Raw genomic sequence first — 21,515 nt, forward strand, 5'->3', positions numbered from 1 at the left:
GCGATGGAGTGACGGAGAAGGCTAGGCCAGCACGGCGATTGGTTGTCCGTGTTTAAGGTTGTAGGCTGGGGACTTAGGCAAATCCGGGTCCCTAAGGCCGAGAACTGATGACGAGTCTCTTTTAGAGACGAAGTGGTTGATGCCATGCTTCCAGGAAAAACTTCTAAGCTTCAGGCAATAGTGAACCGTACTCTAAACCGACACAGGTGGTCAGGTAGAGAATACCAAGGCGCTTGAGAGAACTCTGGTGAAGGAACTAGGCAAAATGGTACCGTAACTTCGGGAGAAGGTACGCCGGCTTTGGTGATGGGACTTGCTCCCTAAGCTGAGGCCGGTCGAAGTGACCAGGTGGCTGCGACTGTTTATTAAAAACATAGCACTCTGCAAACACGTAAGTGGACGTATAGGGTGTGACGCCTGCCCGGTGCCGGAAGGTTAATTGATGGGGTTAGCTTCGGCGAAGCTCTTGATCGAAGCCCCGGTAAACGGCGGCCGTAACTATAACGGTCCTAAGGTAGCGAAATTCCTTGTCGGGTAAGTTCCGACCTGCACGAATGGCGTAACGATGGCCACGCTGTCTCCACCAGAGACTCAGTGAAATTGAAATCGCTGTTAAGATGCAGTGTACCCGCGGCTAGACGGAAAGACCCCGTGAACCTTTACTACAGCTTTGCACTGAACTTTGAGCCTACTTGTGTAGGATAGGTGGGAGGCTTTGAAACTGTGACGCCAGTTGCAGTGGAGCCATCCTTGAAATACCACCCTGGTATGTTTGAGGTTCTAACCCAGGTCCGTTATCCGGATCGGGGACAGTGTATGGTGGGTAGTTTGACTGGGGCGGTCTCCTCCCAAAGAGTAACGGAGGAGTACGAAGGTGCACTCAGCATGGTCGGAAATCATGCAATGAGCATAATGGTATAAGTGCGCTTGACTGCGAGACAGACATGTCGAGCAGGTACGAAAGTAGGTCATAGTGATCCGGTGGTTCTGTATGGAAGGGCCATCGCTCAACGGATAAAAGGTACTCCGGGGATAACAGGCTGATACCGCCCAAGAGTTCACATCGACGGCGGTGTTTGGCACCTCGATGTCGGCTCATCACATCCTGGGGCTGAAGCCGGTCCCAAGGGTATGGCTGTTCGCCATTTAAAGTGGTACGCGAGCTGGGTTTAGAACGTCGTGAGACAGTTCGGTCCCTATCTGCCGTGGGCGTTGGAGATTTGAGAAGAGTTGCTCCTAGTACGAGAGGACCGGAGTGAACGAACCTCTGGTGTTCGGGTTGTCACGCCAGTGGCATTGCCCGGTAGCTATGTTCGGACGGGATAACCGCTGAAAGCATCTAAGCGGGAAGCCTCCTTCAAGATGAGATCTCCCTGGGACCTCGAGTCCCCTGAAGGGCCCTGGAAGACTACCAGGTTGATAGGCTGGGTGTGGAAGCGTTGTGAGGCGTTGAGCTAACCAGTACTAATTGCCCGTGAGGCTTGACCATACAACAGAGATGGTTACTAACGATTCGGATTGTGAATCCGAGAGACGCGCAAGAGCTCGAAAGAGATCGACTTGCGGTGTATTACTACAGAATGTTTCACCGACTTATTTGGGGTTACTGCAGATCGCAAGATCAGGCAAACGGCAGTAACAGGCAGCGCAGAGTCCACTAGAGAGACTCATAAGACCACGCCAACCCAAGCCAGTTTGCCTGACGACCATAGAGTTGTGGAACCACCTGATCCCTTGCCGAACTCAGAAGTGAAACGCAACATCGCCGATGGTAGTGTGGGGCTTCCCCATGTGAGAGTAGGTCATCGTCAGGCTTCAAATCCGAAAGGCCGTACAGGAAACTGTACGGCCTTTCTTCTTTTACGCCTGCCGATGACCTATTTTCGCTTCGCGAAAAGGTCATGGTGATTCGGGCTTTCAGCCCTCACCCTTCGGGCTGCCTACGGCAGTCCAAACGGCTAAGCCGTTTGTCAGGCTTCTAAATAAAAGAAAGGGCCACCCAGTCGGGTGGCCCTTTTTATTTCGGATACGATGAATTACTGCCACTATCACGCAGCGTGCCACGACGGCGACTCGTGAGCTTTTCGCTGCTTAATACAGCGATTGATACAAAGGCCCTGATGGCTCAAATGGTGCGGTCTCTGTCATTTCCTGTGCGGGGTCTACTTATGGTTGCGGGGATACATCATGTCCGGCTTTTAAGCGTGTATATGAGGCCTTCTATACAGTTTCCTGAGTTGCAGGACTATTACCGACAACGATAAAACTGACAGCCACTTTTCTGTCTGACTGTTACTTGGGGTGGCGTAATTTTCATCGCATTTTGATCAGCCCCATGCCACAACGGTCTCCGCCCGCTATCCAAAAGTTATTCACAGCTTCATCCAGCGGATCTGTTGGTAAAAGGGTGTGCTATCAGCATGCGTAAGAATGACAGGCCAGTTACAGATAAAACACACAAAGTATCAGCAATCATGTAGAGAGACCGTGGGGTTAAATACGGTTTGCATCATGCGTCGAACTCTTTTCATCAAGGGATGTTTTGCGTCCTGGGCTATTCGGCGAATCACCCAATACCTTCCAGAGTGAACACAGATCGGCCGAACTAGGGCACTCCATCAGGTCAGATAAGACGGTGTATTTTTGTGCACCTGCCGCCATTGCCCGAGACAGGAGTCCCGCTGCCAGATATCCCAGAGTTATTCACAGCATCATCCAAAGATTCTGTGGATCACTCATGGTCTAAAAGTGTCGGCTTTAGTTCGACATATAGTTTTGACAGGAATGATCACGGTGCTCTCTCTGGGGAGAGAGGTTTTCTTGATTATTACCTGGGGATCCAGCGCTGGAGCTAGGTTTTAACAAGGCACCAGGTCAGTGCGGCAAGGAGAGTGTCGGAGCTAGACGGTAATAGGATGGTGCGGGCTTGTCAGGGAGCTGCCGAGTCGGGATTCACGGCAGAATTGGCGACCGCTGGAGTTTTGTGAACAGCTTCACACAGTCAGCAAAAAGCGACTGGTTGGTAGGGAAAAAGCGGTTTTTGCGATATGCGCTCGATACGTGACGCCATTATCATCAAACGACCCGATCGCCACGCAGATGGTGAAAAAATAACCGCCCTGGGTTTGTTTGAGGTTTAGCAAATGGGGCATCTACCCAGCTATCCCCTATCTGAGGAGTAAATAACATGGCTGATAACGAAGACCTGCAGAACAACGAAGAAAACTCCAGCAGCTTTCTTGATGGATTTATGGATCAAGGTAGCGCGGCACAGCGGGGCGGCTCTTCTGTCAGCGATGACTATGATAAGTCTGTCATCGGAAAAAACATTAAGTTCCGCGGTGAGCTGATCGGTAACGAAAGCCTGCACATCGAAGGCACGATCGAAGGCACCGTGATCATGGAGGGGCACAACCTCTCAGTGGGCGCCGGTGGTGAACTGAATGCGAACATCCATGCAAAGAATATTACCGTTGAGGGTGCACTGACTGGTGACGCTCTGGCTGAGGAACTCATCGAGATCCGCCGCACCGCTGTTGTGAAGGGCAACCTTATCGCCCCGCGTATCCAGCTGGATGATGGCGGTAAGTTCCGCGGCTCCATGGATATGGTCGATACCGATGCGGAGATGAAAGAGCGCATTACCGCCTTCAAAGAAAAGCTGGTCCATCCGAGCCTGCCGCCCCGTGAAGGTGAAGACAGTGCGGCGAGTACAGCCGGCAGCTCCCAGAGCAACTATTACACCGGCACGACCGCGGCTACTGACTACGCCGACAGTGAGGCCGAGTCAGAAACTGAAGCCTGATCACATTCAGTGACCGGATGGAGTGACGGGGCTTGCCGTGGTATAGGTATGTCCCGCCACTTCACTGCTGTGGTGTCTTGAGACGAGTTGTATGCAGCATCACTCCCTTGGCCTGGCGGCGCTGAATCAGGAGATTATCCAACCTGGGTACCGTATTCTGGATCTGGGTCCTCTTGCCGTGGGAACGACTCAGGCCTTTTTGCAGAAGAATTGCCCCTGCTACATCGAAGACCTGATCGAGTTCTTTAGCGATAGTGCCGATAACTCCGACCAGAAAGCGGCTTTAGAGCAACACCTCGTCCCAAAGCCGGAGAAGATCAAGTTTGATGTCATCCTGTGCTGGGATCTGCTCAATTTCCTGAGCCCGGAGTTGATAGCGCATCTGCTTGAGCTACTGAGACCAAACCTCAAGCCCGGCACCCTACTGCATGCCATGATCTATACCGGTGCCCAGCGACCCAGCCGGCCGGCGCGATTCAAGTTGCTTCGGGATTTCACTTACGAAACGACAGACGATCCCGATTACCCTCTGGTTCCTTGTCAGCGTCACACGACCGTGACACTGATGCAGAGCCTTGGCCGGTTCAAACTCAGTGATTCGCTGGTCAAGCGAAAGGGGATGCGTAACGACCTTTTCGAGTACTTTTTTGAATACGACAGTGGTGCGCCTACTGGCAAGGTCCGGCCTGGTGGCGCATCGGATATCTCCACCTATTTCTCGAGCCGGGATGTAGGGGATGCGCTGACTCTGCCTGCCCTTGATAGGGCACTGGAGCCGGCGCGAAAATCCCCTGTCAGCCATGTAATTGACTGTGGGCCGCGAAGCGGCAGAAACATTGGGGCACTGCAGCAGCAGGTTGGAGAGCTGTTTGTGCTGGATCTGCACTCTGCCATTCAATGGCACAAGCGGCGTGGGCAGGCTGGATGCGACGCTATTCGGTCTGCCTTCGCAAAGTTTGCGGACACACAGCCCGTCGATTCGATACTGACTTGGGATCTATTCAGTTTCTACAAGCCGGAAGAGGTGCAAGTTTTGAGCGAGCTTCTGCTGGATAAGCTCAAGCCCGGTGGGCAGATGCATGTAATGTTCAGCAAGCGGGCCATTCTGGCAAAGAGTCCTTCTGTATTCGAAGTACAGGCGGACCATGGCGTGTTGGTTAAAGAATTTTCTTCCGGGGAATCACCTGCAAACTATTTCAGCCTCGCGGAGTTGATTCGGTCAATGCCACACCTCCAGCTGGTCGGGCAGGGTCATGGAAAGCTGCCAGGTGGTGCTTTCTTTCATGAGTTGGCATTGAAGAAGATGATGGGAGCCTAATTGATGTCGGGACTGCTTAATCAGGTTTTTGCCGCGCTGACCCCGGCGGTGGTCACTGACACTTTCCTGGTGTTGATGCTCGCGATCTTTTTCCTCGCTCTGGTGTTGCGCTTTAGCGGGCGTGGACGTGAATTTGTCGATCAGTGCCCGGGCTTCCTGACTTCGCTGGGTATTCTCGGCACCTTTGTCGGCATCATCATCGGTCTGTACGGATTTACCCTGACAGACATCGACCGGAGCATCGCCGATCTCATGGCGGGTCTGAAGACGGCCTTTATTACCAGTGTGATCGGGCTGGCGCTCTCGCTGTTACTGAGGGTCTTTACCCGTATGGTGCGCCTGGCTTCAGACCCGGTGGAGGGGGCGGCAACCATCGACGATCTGAACCGGAACCTGGTGGCTCTGCACGCGGCTTTGAATCAACACGCCGATCGGACTGGCCAGGCAGTGGTCGAGCAGCTGCAGCAGGTGGTGTCTGACTTTAACGCCAAACTGCAAACCCAGTTTGGAGATAACCTGCAAAACTTCTGTGGTCAGCTGGATAAGCTGGGTCCGCTGCTGCAAGGAGCAGCGGCTGAGTACAGCGCGCATGCCGAGCGAGTTTCCTCCTGGAGCCAGCAGTGCCAGGCGAGCCAGGCCGCCCTGCTCGAGCAACAGGCGATGATCGAAAGAGCCCATGAACGTATTGCTGCACTACCACAGGCTTACCGTGGTCTCGACCAGCTATTGTCACAGCAGGGGGAGCAGGCCGCGCAGCTGGCTCAGTTGCTGAATACGCAGCGGGAATCGGTACAGGAGTTGACGGCACTGGTGCCCAAGCTGCCGCAAAGTATCGAGCAGCTGGCTCAGGGCGTCGCCGGTGCCCAGCAGCGGGTAGACGACAATCTGCTGTCTATCGAGCAGCTGTTGCAGCGGCAAGCGAATGCACTGACGGAACGCCTGCAACACGTTGTCAGTGCCGTAGAGGGGCTCAAGGCGCTGGACCCGCAGGCAATGCAGTCGCTGGTCACCAATTCTGCCGAGGTGCACCGGGAATCCATGCGGGAACTGGCGCAGATGATTGCCACAACCCACAAAGAAATGGTTCAGGCGCTGTCAGTGGCCATCCGTCAGGAGTTGCAGAGCGCCGATATCTCGATCCGCCGCCAGTACGAGCAGATAGACCGGGAGATGAACCGGCAGGTGGAGCAGGTCCTGTCGGCCATGGGCGAGGCGCTGGCGACAGTCAGCGGCACATTTACCCGCGATTTCCAGCAGTTGATAACCCAGATGCGGCGGGTCAGGGCCAGGGAAGTCGAATATGCCGAATAGGCTCAGCGCGAACAGTCGGGCAACCGAAGACGGCGAGTGGCTCAGCGTCTCAGATCTGATGGCCGGGTTGATGATGGTATTCCTGTGCATCTCCATCGTGATGATGCGTTCGATGATGGAGGAACGGGAAAAGATCCGCGCTCTGGCTCAGTCATACCGGGATAACCAGCTTGCTATCTACCAGACGCTGGTGCAGGAATTCGAAACGGATCTGAATCGCTGGGGAGCGACAATTGACAAAGACCGGCTGATTATTGCGTTCAATAACTCAGACGCCATGTTTCCGGTCGGCCAGGCAGAGATGAACCGGGATGCGCAGCGGGTGATGGAGGATTTCTTTCCCCGCTATATCAGTGCGCTGAAGCCATTCCTGGGATCAATCCGGGCCATTCATATTGAGGGGCATACCAGTTCGGAGTGGGGTGCCGGCGGCACCTCAACAGATAATTACTTCAAGAATCTGCGCTTGTCCCAGAGCCGTTCACGAGAAGTGCTGCGTCATGTGCAGGGGTTGATGCCGAAAGCGGAAGTCCCCGGTATGCTGGCACTGGTGGCAGCGGTGGGATACTCGTCCGCACGGCCTGTGTTGCGTGAGGACGGCTCCGAGGATCCAGAGAAATCAAAACGGGTGGCCTTTCGAGTGATCACCAACTCAGAAGCGCAGATTCATCGAATACTAGAGGAGGCCATGTAGTGGCACTTTGGAAAAAAGCCTTTGCGCGGCTGCGGGGGGGCGATGTTTCCAGCTCCGGTCAGCCGGTCGAGGCGGCTGGAAGCGATGTACTGGAGCAGGACGACGTCGAGATCGAAGAAAGCCTGAAGGCTGCGACGCAAATGGCAGCCGACGCTGAATTGGAAGCGGATAACCTCCCGTTTGTCGCGCCAGACGCGCAGCTATCCTCAAGCGAATTGCTCTCCGGTGAACTGCAGCAGGGCATGCAGGTCAGCCTGGGCGATCTGCAGAGCAGCGCGGCCGGTTGGTGTTACCGGGGCCATCCAGTCATGGTGTTCGGTGTCGAAAACACCACGATCGATGACCCCTCCCGGCGCCGCCAGTTAGCCTCCCTCGTGCATCTTTTTCCCTGCAGCAACGCCCTGAAAGATGAAGGCAGTACAGCCTGGGTGGCTACGGAGCGGGGAGCGCTCGAAAAAGTTGGCGATCCCGGGCAGTTCAGGTTTTGCCCGGGCTGCCTGCAGGCTGCGGCTGGCCGCGGTGCAGATGCCGCAACCTTCCAGTTTATTGATCACGTACGCAGCCATGGCGACAGCTATTTTCCGGGAGGCCCATGCTACTGGCGTCCCGGTATGAGTCCCGTTGAACTGATGCCACCCGCGGCAGACGCCGAACAGGCGTGTCCCCAATGTCGCTGTCACTCTCGCGAGTCGGGTTGGCAGCTGAATGCGGAAGACGCCGAGCGACTGTCATTGCCCGAGGGTATCTGCCTGCTCTGTGCTGAGCGACAGGTGGATGGCTGCCTGCACTATGAAGCTGATGATCTCTTGAGCGCTGCGCAGATTCGTTATCGCGATCTGATGGCGCAGGCGAGCCGCCCGCCCGTAGCCTCATGGAAGTTGGCCGCGGCTATTCTGCCGCAGGGCTGGCAACCACTTTTACGCAGCTTGGAACGGATGCTGCCCCCGCCGGAGTTGTTCTTCAGGTTTTCCGAGAGCGAGCCTCCCGCGGTGCTCGCGTGGCCGGCTCTGCGCAGGGGGGTGGTGGAGCGCCGCGCTGAAGGGCAGGCGGGGAAGGACTGGAGTCTGTGGACCAGGGCGCAGATCGAATCCGAGCTGGGATTCGCTCTGCGTTGAGTGCAACGATATTTTCTAGACCACAAAAAAGCCCCGCTTAGCGGGGCTTTTTTGTGGTGGATGGAAAGCGCAGCCTCTTGTTTTATGCCGGCGCGGAGTCTGTCGGCACAGGCTTACGGCCGCCAAACCACAGCCAGGCCGCGGCGGCAAGGATCGCAAGTTGCAGTGCAATGCCTTGCCACGTCGGGTAGATACCCAGCCAGTCAAAGGAGAAAGATACCGGCAGCGCGGTGATCGGGATCAGGGCGGCCTCCTGCAGTGCGGCCACGGCCTTGCCGGCGAGGACGAAGGACAGGCCCAGCAGGATCACGGTCGTTACCGAGAAGAACTTGCCGATGGGCAGGCGGGCTGAGTAGCGCACCATCGCCCAGCCGAACACGGCCAGCAGCGCCACTGCTGCGGCGAAACCACCCCACAGGGCAGAGGCCTGGCCGGTACCGGTCTGGGTTGCCAGGGCCTGGTAGAACAGGATGGTTTCAAAAATCTCGCGATAAACTGCAATAAAGGCCAGCCCCGCGATGCCCCAGAGTGCGCCGGAGCTGAGGCTACGATTGATACGCTCGCGGATATACTGCTGCCAGTGGTCGGCATGTGTCTTGCTGTGCATCCAGAAGCCCACGTAAAACAGCACTGCAGCGGCGAGCATGGCGGCCACGCCTTCCATGATTTCACGGCTGGCGCCACTGATAGTGACCAGGTGCTGAGCTGCAAGCCAGGTCAGAAGTCCGGCAGCAAAAGCGCCGATCCAGCCAAGGTGCACATAGCGAACTGCGTCGTTGCGTCCGGTTTTGATCAGGATCGTAGTCAGAGCGATGACAACCAGCAGCGCTTCCAGCCCTTCGCGGAGCAGAATCAGCAGGCTGGCGACAAAGACCGCTGTACCGGAAAGGGTTTCGCCTGCCAGGATTTCCTCAGCCTCAGCCAGACGCTCCAGCACTGCAGAGACCTGGGCCTCCACCACTGCCGGGGCGCTTTCTTTATTAAGCATGCCCCGAATTGCCAGCAAGTCCCGCTCGATGGATTGGCGTAGTGCCGGCGAGTGGGAGTCGAGCGCACTTTCCGCCAGTTCGAAACCGTCCAGGTAGGCGCTGATGGCCTGGGTGCGAGCGGCAGCATAGTCTCCCTGCTGGTAGGCAGTCAGGCTGGACTGCAGTTGTGTGCGGGCATAGTCAATGGGGCCAGCCCCTGATTGCGCCTGCGCCTTGAATAATGGCGTCGGGTCAGCACGCAGTGCGGCGATCGCCTCGGCGGCGAGTTCCGGCTTGTTCTCCTGCAAGACCTGCGGGCTGAACATCACCAGCTCTTCCAGCGAGAGCGGGACTGCATTGTCGCCGGCCGCAGGTGCTTCATCGAACGCCATGCCGCCGACATAGAAAGCCAGCGACCAGCGCTGCTGCTCTGACAGCTGTAAGAAGGCGCCCATGGACGTACCCTCAAGGCCCTCACTGATGGCGTCATAGAGGCCGAGCAGGGAGCGGTTTTCCGCCCGTTCGCGGTCGTGGAAGTTGATCGGGGGGGGATCCAGCTGCGCGGCCAGTGGGCCATCACCCATGCCGGCTTCCCCGTGGCAGGCGGCACAGTTGTCCTGATAGAGCGCCGCCACCGTTTTCTCTTCCAGCAGGCTCTGTGGTAGGGAGAGTGCCGGTGCCAGGCTAAGAAGCTCGTGCCGTAGCCGGGCCGTGTGCCCCTTGATGACAGTGAGGGCGGACTTCGACTGGATGGCGGCCTGCAGTGCTCTGGCTTCGGTGCGGATGGCGTCAGCTGCGGTCGATTTGCCCAGGCGGGCTGAGGTATCGAGAAGCAGCTGGGAGAACTCCTCCATCTCTTCATATTCGCCCGCGTTGATGATCTCGCCTTCTGCGACCGCTTCGGAGTAATCCACCCCGATGTACTCCGCCACCTGCATCAGCTGTCGCATCTCCTGCGGCGTGACAGCTTGTTCACTGCCCGCGGCGAATGCCTGGCATGACATCAACAGTGTCAGGATCAGTGGAACGGAGTGGCGCATAAAAGTGAAAGGGCGCATGAAGGTTCTGCTCACAGTTGTCACGGGCGGGGCCGCGGATGGGACATGATAAAGATCGCAATATTATTGATAATTATTCTCAGTTTAAACCCCCGGACCGTCATCTGTCTCGATACCCGTACCAATGTGCCCCTCGCAAGTCAGGAGGAAAACTTGCAAATACTATTGTGCACAATTAAATTGTCCACAATCTAAAAAGGGAGGAAAAGCATGAGTGAACTTTACCAGCAGTCGCTGCAAACCCAGGATGGCCGTGAGACCACCCTGAACGAGCATGCCGGCAAGGTGCTGTTGATTGTGAATACCGCCAGTAAGTGTGGATTCACTCCGCAGTACAAAGGACTGGAAGCCGTCTACCAGAAGTACCGCGACCGCGGCTTCGAGGTGCTGGGATTTCCCTGCAACCAGTTTGGCGGGCAGGAGCCGGGCACGGACGAAGAGATCCAGTCTTTCTGTGAGCTCAACTACGGCGTCAGCTTTCCCCTGTACTCCAAGGTCGAGGTGAACGGTGACAACGCCCATCCGCTGTTTCGCGCGCTGAAGAAAGAAGCGCCGGGCCTGCTCGGCACCGAGGCGATCAAGTGGAACTTCACCAAATTTCTGGTGAATCGCGACGGGCAGGTAGTGAAGCGTTTTGCACCCAAGGACAAGCCCGAGTCCCTGGAAGCCGAGATCGAGGCACTGCTCTGATGCCAGTGCCGCCGCGGCCATCGGTTGCCCCGTGCGAGAGCGACGACCCTCTCGCGCTGGGTAACCAGCTCTGTTTTGCGCTGTATGCGGCTTCGCGCACCGTGACCCGTGCCTACCAGCCAATGTTGAACGAGATGGGTATCACCTATCCGCAGTATCTGGTGCTGTTGGCACTGTGGCCCTGGGACCGGGATGGTGATGGGCCGGCCACCGTGGGGGCGCTCGGGCAGCGCCTGTTGCTGGATTCCGGCACCCTGACCCCGCTGCTGAAGCGCATGGAAACCGCAGGGCTGGTAGAGCGTCGGCGCAGTGCCGCCGATGAACGGGTGACGGAAATTCTGCTCACTGATACAGGTCGTGCGCTTGAGAATTCTGCCCGGGACTGGCTGCAAGGCTCCGCTCGTGTCGGGGACCTGGACCGCGAGGGGCTTGCGGAGCTTCGCCGGGGCCTGTGGCGGTTGATCGATGACCTCGGCCGGGCTTCTGGTGAGTAGGATGGCTATTGCAGAAAATCGATCATTCCGTGTTAAATCACACCCTCAAGTTTGCAGGAAGCGGCTTTTTTAGGATGGGCATTGATCTGCCGTCTTGGTGAGTCTATAGTCGGCGTTCTCGACATCGATTGAAACCGAACACCACCATGCACGCTGCAAAGCTCTCTCTCTGGCTCCGATGCCGACCCACCGCACCTACGCTGCGACTAGCCCGCTGTGGCAGATAATTTTATTTCGACCCCCTCCGGCAGAATTCCACACTGTATGTTGATCAGCGCGTAGACAGCGGCGAAGGCGCTGTTTAGCCTCGCTCTATACGAGGAGATGAGCACCGATGAATACCAATAAAGATAAATTAGTCATTTTTGATACCACGCTCCGTGACGGCGAACAGAGCCCCGGGGCCTCCATGACCAAAGACGAGAAGATCCGCATCGCGCGCATGCTCGAGCGCATGCAGGTGGATGTGATCGAGGCCGGCTTCGCCATCGCCAGTCAGGGTGATTTCGAGGCGGTGCAGGCTGTCGCCGAAACCGTCAAGGACTCACGGGTGTGCAGCCTCGCGCGCGCCGTGGGCCCGGATATCATCCGCGCCGGTGAGGCGCTCAAAAAGGCCAACGCCTCCCGCATCCATACCTTTATCGCCACCTCCCCGATCCATATGAAGTACAAGCTGCAGATGGAGCCGGAGAAGGTGCTGGAGCAGGCGGTCGCGGCGGTAAAGCACGCGCGCCAGTTTACCGACGACGTGGAGTTTTCCCTCGAGGACGGCAGCCGCTCTGAGCCGGACTTCATGTACCGTATTATCGAGGCGGTGATCGCCGCCGGCGCCGGCACCATCAATATTCCGGATACCGTCGGCTATGGTGAGCCGGAAGAGTACGGGGCCATGTTCAAGCGCGTGATCGAGAACGTGCCCAATTCCGATAAGGCCATTTTCTCCACCCATTGCCACAATGACCTGGGTCTGGCGGTGGCCAACTCCCTGTCGGCGGTGATGAACGGTGTGCGCCAGGTGGAGTGCACCATCAACGGCCTTGGCGAACGCGCCGGAAATGCCTCACTGGAAGAGATCGTGATGGCCGTGCGCACCCGCCAGGATCTGTATCCGGTGGATACCCGGATCGATGCCAGCCATATCGTGCCCACTTCGCGGCTGGTCTCCTCCATCACCGGCTTCCCAGTACAACCCAACAAAGCCATCGTCGGGGCCAACGCCTTCGCGCACGAGTCCGGTATTCACCAAGACGGCGTGCTCAAGCATCGTGAAACCTACGAAATCATGCGCGCCGAGGACGTGGGCTGGGGCCAGAACCGCCTGGTGCTGGGCAAGCACTCCGGCCGCGCCGCAGTGAAAGCGCGCTATGAAGAGCTGGGGGTGACGTTTGACGATCCGGTAGAATTCCAGATCGTCTTCCAGCGCTTCAAGGACCTGGCGGACAAGAAGCACGAGATCTTCGATGAGGATCTGCAGTCCATTGTCGCCGGTGGCGAAGAGCCGGTAGAGCACTATCGCCTCGCTGCGCTCGATGTCCACAGCCGCAGCGGCAACCGCCCGCAGGCGCAGCTGCAGCTGATGATCGACGGCGAAGAGGTCAGTGCTACAGCCGATGGCAGCGGCCCGGTGGACGCGACCTTCAAGGCCATCGAATCAGTAGTGAACAGCAACGCCGACCTCAAGCTCTACTCGGTCAACGCCGTTACCCAGGGTACCGATTCCCAGGGCAGTGTGACCGTGCGCCTGGAGCGCAATGGTCGACTCGTCAATGGCGTGGGAGCGGACACCGATATCCTGGTGGCCTCTGCCCAGGCATACCTGGATGCCCTCAATTTGCTCGCCAGCGGTGAGCCCAAGCGACAGGGCGTCTGATGCACGAGTTACACCGGGCAGAGTATCTGGAGGCGCTGGGTATCCCCACCTACGTGCCGCGCTATGTGTTGCCGCTGGCGCCCGCGCCGCAGCAGGCAGCGCTACCGGTAGCGGCGCAGGAGCCGGTGGCCAACCCGCTACCACGCAGTGCCGACCAGATTCTCGACTCGGTGGCTCGAGAGGCCCCTGCCACAGAGCTGCAACCAAGTGCGCCGCAGGCACAGGCGCCACAGGTGACCCGGGAGCTGGAGTCCCTAAGGGCCGATACCCGCGCCCCGGCCACTGCAGAGTCGGTGGTAGCACCGGTGGCCGAGTCGAAGCAGAGCCGTGTGGAGCCGTTTGTACTCAGCTGCTGGTGGCTCGGTGATGAGCTGCTGGCGGTCGACAGCCGCGAGCCCGGAGCGGCCCTGCCGGTGGAGGCTTTATTCAACAATATTGCCCGCGCCCTGGGCTGGCACGATCTGTCCCGGGAGCAGGACCGTTTGCGCTGGCCTCTGGCGGAAAACCGCTTTGCTGCGGCGGCCAATGCCAGTGATGCCCGTGATACCTGCTCCATCTGGCTGGAGGCCGCTAGTGCGCGCCGGCCGGTCAAATCCATCTGGCTGATGGGGCAGCAGGCTCGGGAATACTGTTCCCCGATTCCGCTGGAGGGCGAAGTTGCCGAGTGGAATGGCATCCGTCTGCTGTCGATGCCGAGCCTTTCTGAACTGCTGCAGGCGCCGGAGCGCAAGCGCGATGTCTGGCAGTTACTGCAGTCGGTCTATCCAGAACAGACCCGCGCCCGGTGAATTCCGGGCTTCTCTCCCTGCCCGAGCTCCCCGGGTCGGTGCTGCGGCTAGCAGGAGAGGGTGACTGTGCCCCCCTTGCCGCACTCGCCCGCAGCGCCCATTCTCACCCCTGGAGCGAACAGCAGTTTCTCGATAGCGTGCGCGCCGGTCACCAGTGCTGGTTACTCACTGCGTCTGACGGTGCCGCCGTGGCGAGTTGTGTGCTGATGCCCCTGCCGGATGCGGTCGAGGTTCTGGATGTGGCGGTCTCCCCCCAGTGGCGACGTCGCGGCATTGCCCGGGCACTGCTGTCGGCCCTGCTCGAGTGGCTGCCGGAAACGGCAGAATCGGTGCTGCTGGAAGCGCGCGCCGGCAATACCGCGGCACTGGCCCTTTACCGCGGCCTCGGCTTTCGCGAAGATGGCGTCCGCCGCAATTACTACCCGGCTGAACATGGTGCGCGGGAAGACGCGGTACTGATGAGTCTGCCATTGCGCTAATCCCGCAAGCTGCGCGCCCCTTCACGCAGTACCGGCTGCCCACTTCGCGATCCAATCGTCGCGGTCCAAGCATCCATAATCCAAGCAACAGTAACGACCGAACAATATTCCATGGCCATAGCCGCAAGAAATCCATCGCTCACCGAAGGTCCCGTCGCAGGGCATCTGCGCCGACTCGCCCTGCCGATGGTATGGGGCATCCTCGCCACCATGTCGTTCAATGTGGTGGACACCTATTTCGTTGCCCAGCTGGGCAGCGCGCCGCTGGCCGCCATGAGTTTCAGCTTCCCGGTAGTGATGGTGATCAACAGTTTCGCCATCGGCCTCGGTGCCGGTACCTCCTCAGCGGTGGCGCGGGCCTTTGGGGCCGGCGATACCGCGCGGGTGCGGCGCCTGGTCACCGATGCCTCGTTGCTGGCGCTGCTGATCGCTGTCGTGATCAGTGCCATCGGCCTGCTCACGATCGAGCCCCTGTTCCACCTGCTCGGTGCCCAGCCGGAGATGCTGCCACTGATCGCCGATTACATGGTGATCTGGTACCTGGGGGCGATTTTCGCCGTGGTGCCGATGGTGGCACTGTCCGCCCTGCGCGGTATCGGCAACAGTGCCATCACTGGTCGCATCATGGTGGGGGTGGCGTTGTTCAACCTGATCCTCGACCCCTTGCTGATCTTCGGTCTGCTGGGTTTCCCGCGCCTGGAGCTGCAGGGGGCGGCCCTGTCCACAGTGATCGCCCGCAGCCTGAGCTTTTTTGCTGCCTTCTACTTTCTCGGCGTGCGCGAGCGCCTTCTGGCGCCACCCAGCAGGGTGCTGGCGCAGCTGTTGGCTTCCTGGCGCGCAGTGCTGGCCGTGGGGCTGCCGGCCATCGCCACCAACGTGATCATTCCGATGGCTGGCGGTGTGGTGGTGGCGCTGGTAGCTGTGCACGGTGCAGATGCGGTGGCGGGTCTTGGTATTGCTCTGCGTATCGAGCCGCTGGCACTGATTGTCTTCTACGCCCTGTCGTCGGTGGTTGGTCCTTTCATGGGGCAGAATGCCGGAGCAGAGAAGCCGGGGCGGATGCAGCTGACCGTCAGCGTGTTGGCCCGTTTCTGTTGCGGATTCGGCCTGTGTCTGGCGCTGGTACTGTTCCTGGTGGGGGAGCCGGTCGCCGGGCTCTTCAGCGACTCGCCGGAGGTCCTGGCGGTGGCCGTGGCCTACCTGACTCTGGTGCCGTTCAGTTACGCCGGCTACGGCTTCGTCATGTCGGCCAATGCGGCGTTCAATGGCCTGGGCCGACCGCTGCCGGCCACGATGATCTCTTTCCTGCGGGTGCTCGGTATCTACCTGCCGCTGGCATGGGTGGGCAATCAGCTGTGGGGGATCACCGGTCTCTTCGCGGCAACGGCGGCGGCCAACCTGATTGTCGGGGCGCTGGCCTGGTGGTGGCTGCGGCGCACCGTGCACGGGTACGGGACCGCTGCCGAAGCGGGAGAGGAGCGCCTCGCCTGACACTGGCCGGAGGCTGCGCAAGCAACTCCGGAGTCCATTCCTCCCCCGTAGCCGTTGGGGGGGTCAAAGCTTTTCTGTCGCCTGCTGCAGCCAGGCCTGGGTCTTTTCGTCCACCAGTGGCATCAGGGTATCCCTTACCCGCTGGTGGTAATTGTTGAGCCACTCCAGTTCCATGGGGGTGAGCAGCAGCTTGTCGATCAGTTTGCGCTCGATCGGTGCCAGGGTGAGTTCTTCAAATTCCAGGAAGCCAGGGTACTGGTCACTCTCCTTCACGAAGATGAGGTTCTCGATGCGGATGCCGTACTGGCCGGTGAGGTAAAAGCCGGGCTCGTTGGAGAGGATCATGCCGGGTTCCAGTGCCACGCCGGTACTTACCTTACCGATCCGCTGCGGCCCCTCGTGTACTGACAGGAAGCTGCCGACGCCGTGGCCGGTGCCGTGGGCATAATCGAGGCCGGCATCCCAGAGCGCCTTGCGCGCAAAGGCGTCCACCTGTTCGCCGCAGGTGCCGGTGGGGAAGCGCAGGGTGGCGAGGGCGATATGACCTTTCAGCACCCGGGTAAAGTGATCCCGGGCCTGCTCGGAGAATTCCCCCAGAGCCACGGTGCGGGTCACGTCGGTGGTGCCGTCCGGGTACTGGCCGCCGGAATCGATCAGGTAGATGCCCTCGGCCTTCATCGGCAGGCTGGACTCGGGGCTGACCCGGTAATGGACGATGGCGCCGTTGGGCCCATAGCCGGAGATGGAGTCGAAGCTGTCGTCAGTAAATCCCTCCCGCTGTTCACGCTTGGCCCGCAGCAGTGCGACCGCCTCCAGTTCACCGAAGCTGCTGTCGGCTACGCCATTGTCCACGGCATCCGGCAGAGCGGCGAGGAATTCGCACAGGGCCGCGCCGTCGCGTTCGTGGGCCGCGCGGCTGCCGGCCAGCTCCACTGGATTCTTAAGGGCCTTGGCGCCGGTGATGGGGTCGCGGTCCATGATCAGTTCCAGATCCATGGCGCGCAGTTGCTGCAGGGTCCAGCAGTTGGTCAGCAGCGGGTCCAGCCAGATGCGTGCCACGTGCTGACGGCGTGCTGCGTCGAACAAGCCGGTTTTGTCATGCGCCAGTTCCACGCCGCTGCCCAGGTGTTCCCGCAGGGCACTGCTGGCGGCCGCCTCGGCCATGTACAGGGTGGCGCTGCCGTCGCGGTAGAGGATGGCGCAGCTCAGGGCCACCGGCAGGTGGGGAATGTCACTGCCGCGGATATTGAACAGCCAGGCGCACACCTCGGGATTGGCCAGCCACAGGGCGTCGGCGCGTTTGTCTTCCAGCCGGTCGGCGATGCGGCGGCGCTTTGCGTCCGAGGTCTCTCCGGTGAAGGTCTCCGGGTGAGGGAGGGCATGGCCGGAAGGTGGGGCCGGGCGATCGCTCCAGATCGCATCGATGGGGTTACTTTCCAGTGGTTGCAGGCCAATTTCCCGCTCCGCCAGGCGCTTTTTCAGCGGTGCCAATCCCGGCTCGGTATGCAGGCGCGGGTCGAAGCCCAGCGTATCGCCAGCTTTCAGGTTGTCGCACAGCCAGCCGGCGATTGCCGATGGGTTGAGGTCCTGCTGCTCCAGCGGCTGATCACCAATCTCTTGCTGGGCCTGGATGGTATAGCGGCCGTCTACGAACAGCGCGGCGTGGTCATTGGCCATGGCGGCGAGGCCGGCGGATCCGGTAAAGCCGGTGAGCCAGGCGAGGCGCTCCTCCGAGGGCGGCACATACTCGTTCTGGTATTCGTCACCCCGGGGTACCAGGAAGCCATTGACCCCCTGGCGTTTCAGCTCCTCTCGCAGCGCTTCCAGACGCTCCCGACTCATAGTCCACCTCTGTTCAAGTTGTGCATCGTGACTCTTGCCCCGGATTCGGTTCGGGCAAAAACCTCAGTCTAACAGCCCCCCTGTTGAGCCCGCCGCCGTGTATAATGCGCGGCTTGTTTTTTGTGCAGATCTGCCGAGTTACCGAATTTAAAGATTATGGGTCAAAGCGCTTCCCTGGCGGGCATTGGCGGCCGCCGCACCTTCGCCATCATTTCCCACCCGGACGCCGGTAAAACCACCGTGACCGAAAAGCTGCTGCTGTTCGGAAATGCCATTCAGCTCGCCGGTTCCGTCAAGGGCAAGAAGGGCCCCCATGCCCGCTCAGACTGGATGACCATGGAGCAGGAGCGGGGCATCTCCGTGACCTCCTCGGTGATGCAGTTCCCCTACAAAGAGCGGGTGGTCAACCTGCTGGACACCCCGGGCCACGAGGACTTCTCCGAAGATACCTACCGGGTACTGACCGCGGTGGACTCCGCGCTGATGGTGATCGACGGCGCCAAGGGTGTCGAGGACCGCACTATCAAGCTGATGAATGTGTGTCGTCTGCGTACCACGCCGATCCTGTCGTTCATCAACAAGCTCGACCGGGATATCCGAGATCCCATCGAGGTGATGGACGAAATCGAGGAAGTGCTGAATATCCAGGCCGCGCCGATCAACTGGCCGCTGGGCTCTGGTCAGCACTTCAAGGGCGTGTACAACCTCTACACCGACACCATTCACGTGTTCAAGCAGGGGCAGGGCCATACCATTCCTGACGACGTGCAGATCAAGGGACTGGACTCCGAGGAGGCCAGCGCGTTGCTCGGTGACGAGGCCGACGATATCCGCGAGGAAATCGAGCTGGTGCGCGGCGCCACGCACGAATTTGACCTGGAAGCCTACCTGGCCGGCAAACTGACCCCGGTGTTCTTCGGTACCGCGCTCGGCAACTTCGGCGTGCGCGAGATGCTGGATGGTTTCGTTGAGTGGGCGCCGGGTCCGCAGCCCCGCGCGACCAACGAGCGCACCGTGGAGCCGTCGGAAGACAAGTTCACCGGCTTCGTATTCAAGATCCAGGCGAACATGGACCCCAAGCACCGCGATCGCATCGCCTTTATGCGAGTCTGCTCCGGCACCTATCGCCGCGGCATGAAGATGAAGCATGTGCGCATCGGTAAGGATGTGAAAATCGCCGACGCAGTAACCTTTATGGCCGGCGACCGCACCCATGTGGAAGAGGCCATCGGTGGCGACATCATCGGCCTGCACAACCACGGCACCATCCAGATCGGTGATACCTTCACCGAGGGCGAGAGTCTCAAGTTCACCGGTATCCCCAACTTTGCGCCGGAACTGTTCCGCCGCATCCGCCTGAAAGACCCGCTGAAACTGAAGCAGCTGCAGAAGGGCCTGCAGCAGTTGTCGGAAGAGGGCTCGACTCAAGTGTTCTTCCCGCTCGACACCAACGACATCATCGTTGGTGCCGTGGGGGTGCTGCAGTTTGAAGTGGTGGCCTACCGTCTCAAAGACGAGTACAAAGTGGAGGCCATCTACGAGAACGTCAACGTGAACACCGCTCGCTGGGTGGACAGTGACAATGCCAAGGAGCTGGACCAGTTCAAGCGCAAGAACAGCACCAACCTGGCTCTGGACGGTTCCGGGCACCTCACCTACCTGGCGCCGACACGGGTCAACCTGTCGCTGGCGGAGGAGCGAAACCCGGATATCCGCTTCTACGCCACCCGGGAGCACTAACGGCAAATAAATTGCGCGCGGCAATCGTAGCCCGGCTGCCGCGAATCGACGGAAGCAGTCATGCGAGAGAAAGATAAAGTGAGCACGATTCCAAAAGAGTTACCGCCGGAAGTTCCGCGCATCGGTAACCGGGTTACTGGCGCTATCGGTCTGTTTGTCATCAAGCTGCTGGGCTGGCGTTTCGATGGCAACCTGCCCGCCGAGAAGAAGCTGATGGTGGCTCTGGCACCACATACTTCCAACTGGGATTTTGTCGTCGCCATGCCGATGATCATGGCCCTGAAGGTCCAGATCTCTTTCATGATGAAGAAAGAGGCTTTCTTCTTCCCGTTCAAGCGCTTTTTCATGTGGCTGGGTGGCCTGCCCACGGATCGCGCCGCCCCCGGCGGCCTGGCCCAGCAGATGGCCCGCGCCTATCGCGAGCGGGACAAGATGTGGATGGCGATTACCCCGGAAGGGACGCGCAAGAAGGTACCCAAGTGGAAGACCGGTTTCCTGCGCATCGCCTACGCCTCCAAGGTGCCGGTGCTGCTGATCGCCTGGGATTTCCCCAACAAGCGCATCGTTGTGGACTCCCTGTATCAGCCTACCGGTGACCTGGAGACGGATCTGCGTGAGATCCAGCGTCGCTTCCACCAATACAAGGGGCGCAAGCCGGAAAACCAGACCGACTTTATCGAAGATGACGAAAAGAGCACGGCTGAATAACCGTGCCGGAGCTCGGTGACCTCACCCCGCTGACCTACCTGCTGCTGACAGCAGTGGGATTCGCGGCGGGGTTCATCAGCTCCATCGCCGGTGCCGGCGGCATGATCACGCTGCCGGCATTGCTCTGGGCCGGCATCCCGCCGCTGGATGCGCTGGGCACGAATAAGTTCCAGAGCGTGTTCGGCACGCTGTCGTCGACTCATAACTATTTTCGCTCCGGCCATCTGGATTTTCGCCCACTGTGGCCGGGGCTGCTGGCGGCGGTGGTCGGCGCCGCGCTGGGTACCTGGACGGTGACCCGGCTGGGAGGCGAGCAGCTGCAGACGCTGCTGCCGATCCTGTTAATCGCGATTGCCATCTACTTTGCCATCTCGCCGCGTATCGCCGATGTGGACAGTCAGCCGCGAATGAGTAATGGCTTGTTCAACCTGCTGATCGGTGGCGGGGTGGGGTTTTACGGCGGCTTTTTCGGGCCGGGGATGGGCTCCATCTACGCACTGGCCTTCGCTGCCCTGTTGGGTTACAACATGCGGCGGGCCACTGCGCACACCAAGCCACTAGTACTGGCCACCAATTTCACCTCCATGGTGATCTTTATTGCCGGCGGCCACCTGCTTCTGGGGCTGGCGCTCTGTATGGGCCTGGCCCAGATGATCGGTGCCCGGCTGGGCTCGAACATGGTGATCGCCCGCGGCGCGATGCTGGTGCGGCCGGCCATTATTCTGGCCACGGTGGCGATTGCGATCAAACTACTGCTGGAGGCATGAGAGGATGACGATCCTGTTGACCATCGTCCTTTCGTTCCTTGTCTTCGCCCTGATAATCTGGGCGTTGATGCATATGCGCACCCCGCGCTTTCGCATGGAGCGGCGCGACTTTCTCAAGGGACTGGAAGATGCTATCGCCGGCCAGGCCGACGATAACGAGTGGCGTGTGCTGGTGGGCTACCCCATGCGCCACGACCCCGAGCTGGAAGAGCTGCGGCTGGAGTGTCTAGAGATCGAAGAAGACGAGTACACCGGCATGCTGCCCTACCTGTTCACTGAGGTCGGCCTGGAACGCCTGCGCGATGTACGCCGCCGGCTGCTCGACCTGATCAATCAACAAAACAATACGCTGTAATCGCTTAAGACCGAAGGTAACC

The 21,515-nt window shown here is 59.5% G+C and carries 17 protein-coding genes and 2 rRNA genes (1 of these 19 running past the window's edge); 17 read left to right on the forward strand and 2 right to left on the reverse strand.

Features of this window, described 5'->3' with window-relative positions; all coding sequences use genetic code 11:
• The 7 genes from AUP74_RS07275 to AUP74_RS07305 form a co-directional block, all read left to right on the forward strand.
• Nucleotides 1-1,489: ribosomal RNA gene (locus AUP74_RS07275) — 23S ribosomal RNA — on the forward strand; it begins 1,390 nt to the left of the window's first position.
• A 209-nt stretch (nt 1,490-1,698) separates the two neighbouring features.
• Nucleotides 1,699-1,814: ribosomal RNA gene (gene rrf / locus AUP74_RS07280) — 5S ribosomal RNA — on the forward strand.
• A gap of 1,373 nt (nt 1,815-3,187) precedes the next feature.
• Complete coding sequence (locus tag AUP74_RS07285) at nt 3,188-3,805, forward strand: bactofilin family protein (protein ID WP_069946990.1); 618 nt, start codon at nt 3,188-3,190, stop codon at nt 3,803-3,805.
• A gap of 91 nt (nt 3,806-3,896) precedes the next feature.
• Complete coding sequence (locus AUP74_RS07290) at nt 3,897-5,123, forward strand: class I SAM-dependent methyltransferase (RefSeq protein WP_069946991.1); 1,227 nt, start codon at nt 3,897-3,899, stop codon at nt 5,121-5,123.
• Nucleotides 5,124-5,126: 3 nt separating this feature from the next.
• Complete coding sequence (locus AUP74_RS07295; RefSeq protein WP_069946992.1) at nt 5,127-6,434, forward strand: MotA/TolQ/ExbB proton channel family protein; 1,308 nt, start codon at nt 5,127-5,129, stop codon at nt 6,432-6,434.
• A complete protein-coding gene (locus AUP74_RS07300) occupies nt 6,424-7,128 on the forward strand; it encodes an OmpA/MotB family protein (RefSeq protein WP_069946993.1) in 705 nt (234 codons plus the stop codon). The genes AUP74_RS07295 and AUP74_RS07300 overlap by 11 nt, the downstream gene beginning before the upstream one ends.
• Nucleotides 7,128-8,243 carry a hypothetical protein gene (locus AUP74_RS07305; RefSeq protein WP_069946994.1) on the forward strand — a complete coding sequence of 372 codons (1,116 nt, stop codon included), beginning with the start codon at nt 7,128-7,130 and terminating at the stop codon, nt 8,241-8,243. The genes AUP74_RS07300 and AUP74_RS07305 overlap by 1 nt, the downstream gene beginning before the upstream one ends.
• A gap of 82 nt (nt 8,244-8,325) precedes the next feature.
• On the opposite strand, the gene AUP74_RS07310 is transcribed toward AUP74_RS07305, so the two are convergent.
• Nucleotides 8,326-10,269 carry a cytochrome c/FTR1 family iron permease gene (locus AUP74_RS07310; protein ID WP_069946995.1) on the reverse strand — a complete coding sequence of 648 codons (1,944 nt, stop codon included), beginning with the start codon at nt 10,267-10,269 and terminating at the stop codon, nt 8,326-8,328.
• A 210-nt stretch (nt 10,270-10,479) separates the two neighbouring features.
• Between AUP74_RS07310 and AUP74_RS07315 the strand changes: the two genes are divergently transcribed.
• From AUP74_RS07315 to AUP74_RS07340, 6 genes are all read left to right on the forward strand, one after another.
• Nucleotides 10,480-10,959: a glutathione peroxidase gene (locus AUP74_RS07315; protein ID WP_069946996.1), complete on the forward strand. Its 480-nt coding sequence runs from the start codon at nt 10,480-10,482 to the stop codon at nt 10,957-10,959.
• A complete protein-coding gene (locus AUP74_RS07320; RefSeq protein ID WP_069946997.1) occupies nt 10,959-11,453 on the forward strand; it encodes a MarR family winged helix-turn-helix transcriptional regulator in 495 nt (164 codons plus the stop codon). The genes AUP74_RS07315 and AUP74_RS07320 overlap by 1 nt, the downstream gene beginning before the upstream one ends.
• 334 nt (nt 11,454-11,787) lie before the next feature.
• Nucleotides 11,788-13,323, forward strand: coding sequence for a 2-isopropylmalate synthase (locus AUP74_RS07325; RefSeq protein WP_069946998.1), 1,536 nt, complete (start codon nt 11,788-11,790; stop codon nt 13,321-13,323).
• Nucleotides 13,323-14,111 (forward strand): hypothetical protein, encoded by a 789-nt coding sequence (locus AUP74_RS07330; RefSeq protein WP_069946999.1) that lies wholly within the window; start codon nt 13,323-13,325, stop codon nt 14,109-14,111. Before AUP74_RS07325 ends, AUP74_RS07330 begins: the two co-directional genes overlap by 1 nt.
• Entirely contained in the window at nt 14,108-14,590 is a 483-nt protein-coding gene (gene rimI / locus AUP74_RS07335) for a ribosomal protein S18-alanine N-acetyltransferase (protein ID WP_158514546.1), read from the forward strand. The genes AUP74_RS07330 and rimI overlap by 4 nt, the downstream gene beginning before the upstream one ends.
• Nucleotides 14,591-14,701: 111 nt before the next feature.
• The gene (locus tag AUP74_RS07340) at nt 14,702-16,081 is read left to right on the forward strand and encodes an MATE family efflux transporter (RefSeq protein ID WP_069947000.1); all 1,380 of its coding nucleotides are present in this window, start codon (nt 14,702-14,704) and stop codon (nt 16,079-16,081) included.
• A 63-nt stretch (nt 16,082-16,144) separates the two neighbouring features.
• Here AUP74_RS07340 and AUP74_RS07345 read toward each other — a convergent pair whose 3' ends face one another.
• Nucleotides 16,145-17,923 carry an aminopeptidase P family protein gene (locus tag AUP74_RS07345; protein ID WP_069947001.1) on the reverse strand — a complete coding sequence of 593 codons (1,779 nt, stop codon included), beginning with the start codon at nt 17,921-17,923 and terminating at the stop codon, nt 16,145-16,147.
• A 156-nt stretch (nt 17,924-18,079) separates the two neighbouring features.
• Between AUP74_RS07345 and prfC the strand changes: the two genes are divergently transcribed.
• From prfC to AUP74_RS07365, 4 genes are read left to right on the forward strand one after another with little or no spacing between them, the layout of a single operon-like run.
• The gene (gene prfC, locus AUP74_RS07350) at nt 18,080-19,663 is read left to right on the forward strand and encodes a peptide chain release factor 3 (RefSeq protein ID WP_069947002.1); all 1,584 of its coding nucleotides are present in this window, start codon (nt 18,080-18,082) and stop codon (nt 19,661-19,663) included.
• A gap of 60 nt (nt 19,664-19,723) precedes the next feature.
• A complete protein-coding gene (locus AUP74_RS07355; RefSeq protein WP_069947003.1) occupies nt 19,724-20,371 on the forward strand; it encodes a 1-acyl-sn-glycerol-3-phosphate acyltransferase in 648 nt (215 codons plus the stop codon).
• Between the two features lie 2 nt (nt 20,372-20,373).
• On the forward strand, nt 20,374-21,138 hold the full coding sequence (locus AUP74_RS07360; RefSeq protein ID WP_226999910.1) for a TSUP family transporter: 765 nt from the start codon (nt 20,374-20,376) through the stop codon (nt 21,136-21,138).
• A 4-nt stretch (nt 21,139-21,142) separates the two neighbouring features.
• Nucleotides 21,143-21,493: a hypothetical protein gene (locus AUP74_RS07365; RefSeq protein WP_069947004.1), complete on the forward strand. Its 351-nt coding sequence runs from the start codon at nt 21,143-21,145 to the stop codon at nt 21,491-21,493.
• Nucleotides 21,494-21,515 lie beyond the last annotated feature (22 nt).

The organism is Microbulbifer aggregans (genome assembly GCF_001750105.1).
In the GTDB taxonomy this organism is placed as follows: domain Bacteria; phylum Pseudomonadota; class Gammaproteobacteria; order Pseudomonadales; family Cellvibrionaceae; genus Microbulbifer; species Microbulbifer aggregans.

Bases quoted from the DNA above. Each gene is read 5' to 3' on its own strand.
- AUP74_RS07285 (WP_069946990.1), top strand. From the start codon at position 3,188: ATGGCTGATAACGAAGACCTGCAGAACAACGAAGAAAACTCCAGCAGC.
- AUP74_RS07290 (WP_069946991.1), top strand. From the start codon at position 3,897: ATGCAGCATCACTCCCTTGGCCTGGCGGCGCTGAATCAGGAGATTATC.
- AUP74_RS07295 (WP_069946992.1), top strand. From the start codon at position 5,127: ATGTCGGGACTGCTTAATCAGGTTTTTGCCGCGCTGACCCCGGCGGTG.
- AUP74_RS07300 (WP_069946993.1), top strand. From the start codon at position 6,424: ATGCCGAATAGGCTCAGCGCGAACAGTCGGGCAACCGAAGACGGCGAG.
- AUP74_RS07310 (WP_069946995.1), bottom strand. From the start codon at position 10,269: ATGCGCCCTTTCACTTTTATGCGCCACTCCGTTCCACTGATCCTGACA.
- AUP74_RS07315 (WP_069946996.1), top strand. From the start codon at position 10,480: ATGAGTGAACTTTACCAGCAGTCGCTGCAAACCCAGGATGGCCGTGAG.
- AUP74_RS07320 (WP_069946997.1), top strand. From the start codon at position 10,959: ATGCCAGTGCCGCCGCGGCCATCGGTTGCCCCGTGCGAGAGCGACGAC.
- AUP74_RS07325 (WP_069946998.1), top strand. From the start codon at position 11,788: ATGAATACCAATAAAGATAAATTAGTCATTTTTGATACCACGCTCCGT.
- AUP74_RS07330 (WP_069946999.1), top strand. From the start codon at position 13,323: ATGCACGAGTTACACCGGGCAGAGTATCTGGAGGCGCTGGGTATCCCC.
- AUP74_RS07340 (WP_069947000.1), top strand. From the start codon at position 14,702: ATGGCCATAGCCGCAAGAAATCCATCGCTCACCGAAGGTCCCGTCGCA.
- AUP74_RS07345 (WP_069947001.1), bottom strand. From the start codon at position 17,923: ATGAGTCGGGAGCGTCTGGAAGCGCTGCGAGAGGAGCTGAAACGCCAG.
- prfC (WP_069947002.1), top strand. From the start codon at position 18,080: ATGGGTCAAAGCGCTTCCCTGGCGGGCATTGGCGGCCGCCGCACCTTC.
- AUP74_RS07355 (WP_069947003.1), top strand. From the start codon at position 19,724: ATGCGAGAGAAAGATAAAGTGAGCACGATTCCAAAAGAGTTACCGCCG.
- AUP74_RS07365 (WP_069947004.1), top strand. From the start codon at position 21,143: ATGACGATCCTGTTGACCATCGTCCTTTCGTTCCTTGTCTTCGCCCTG.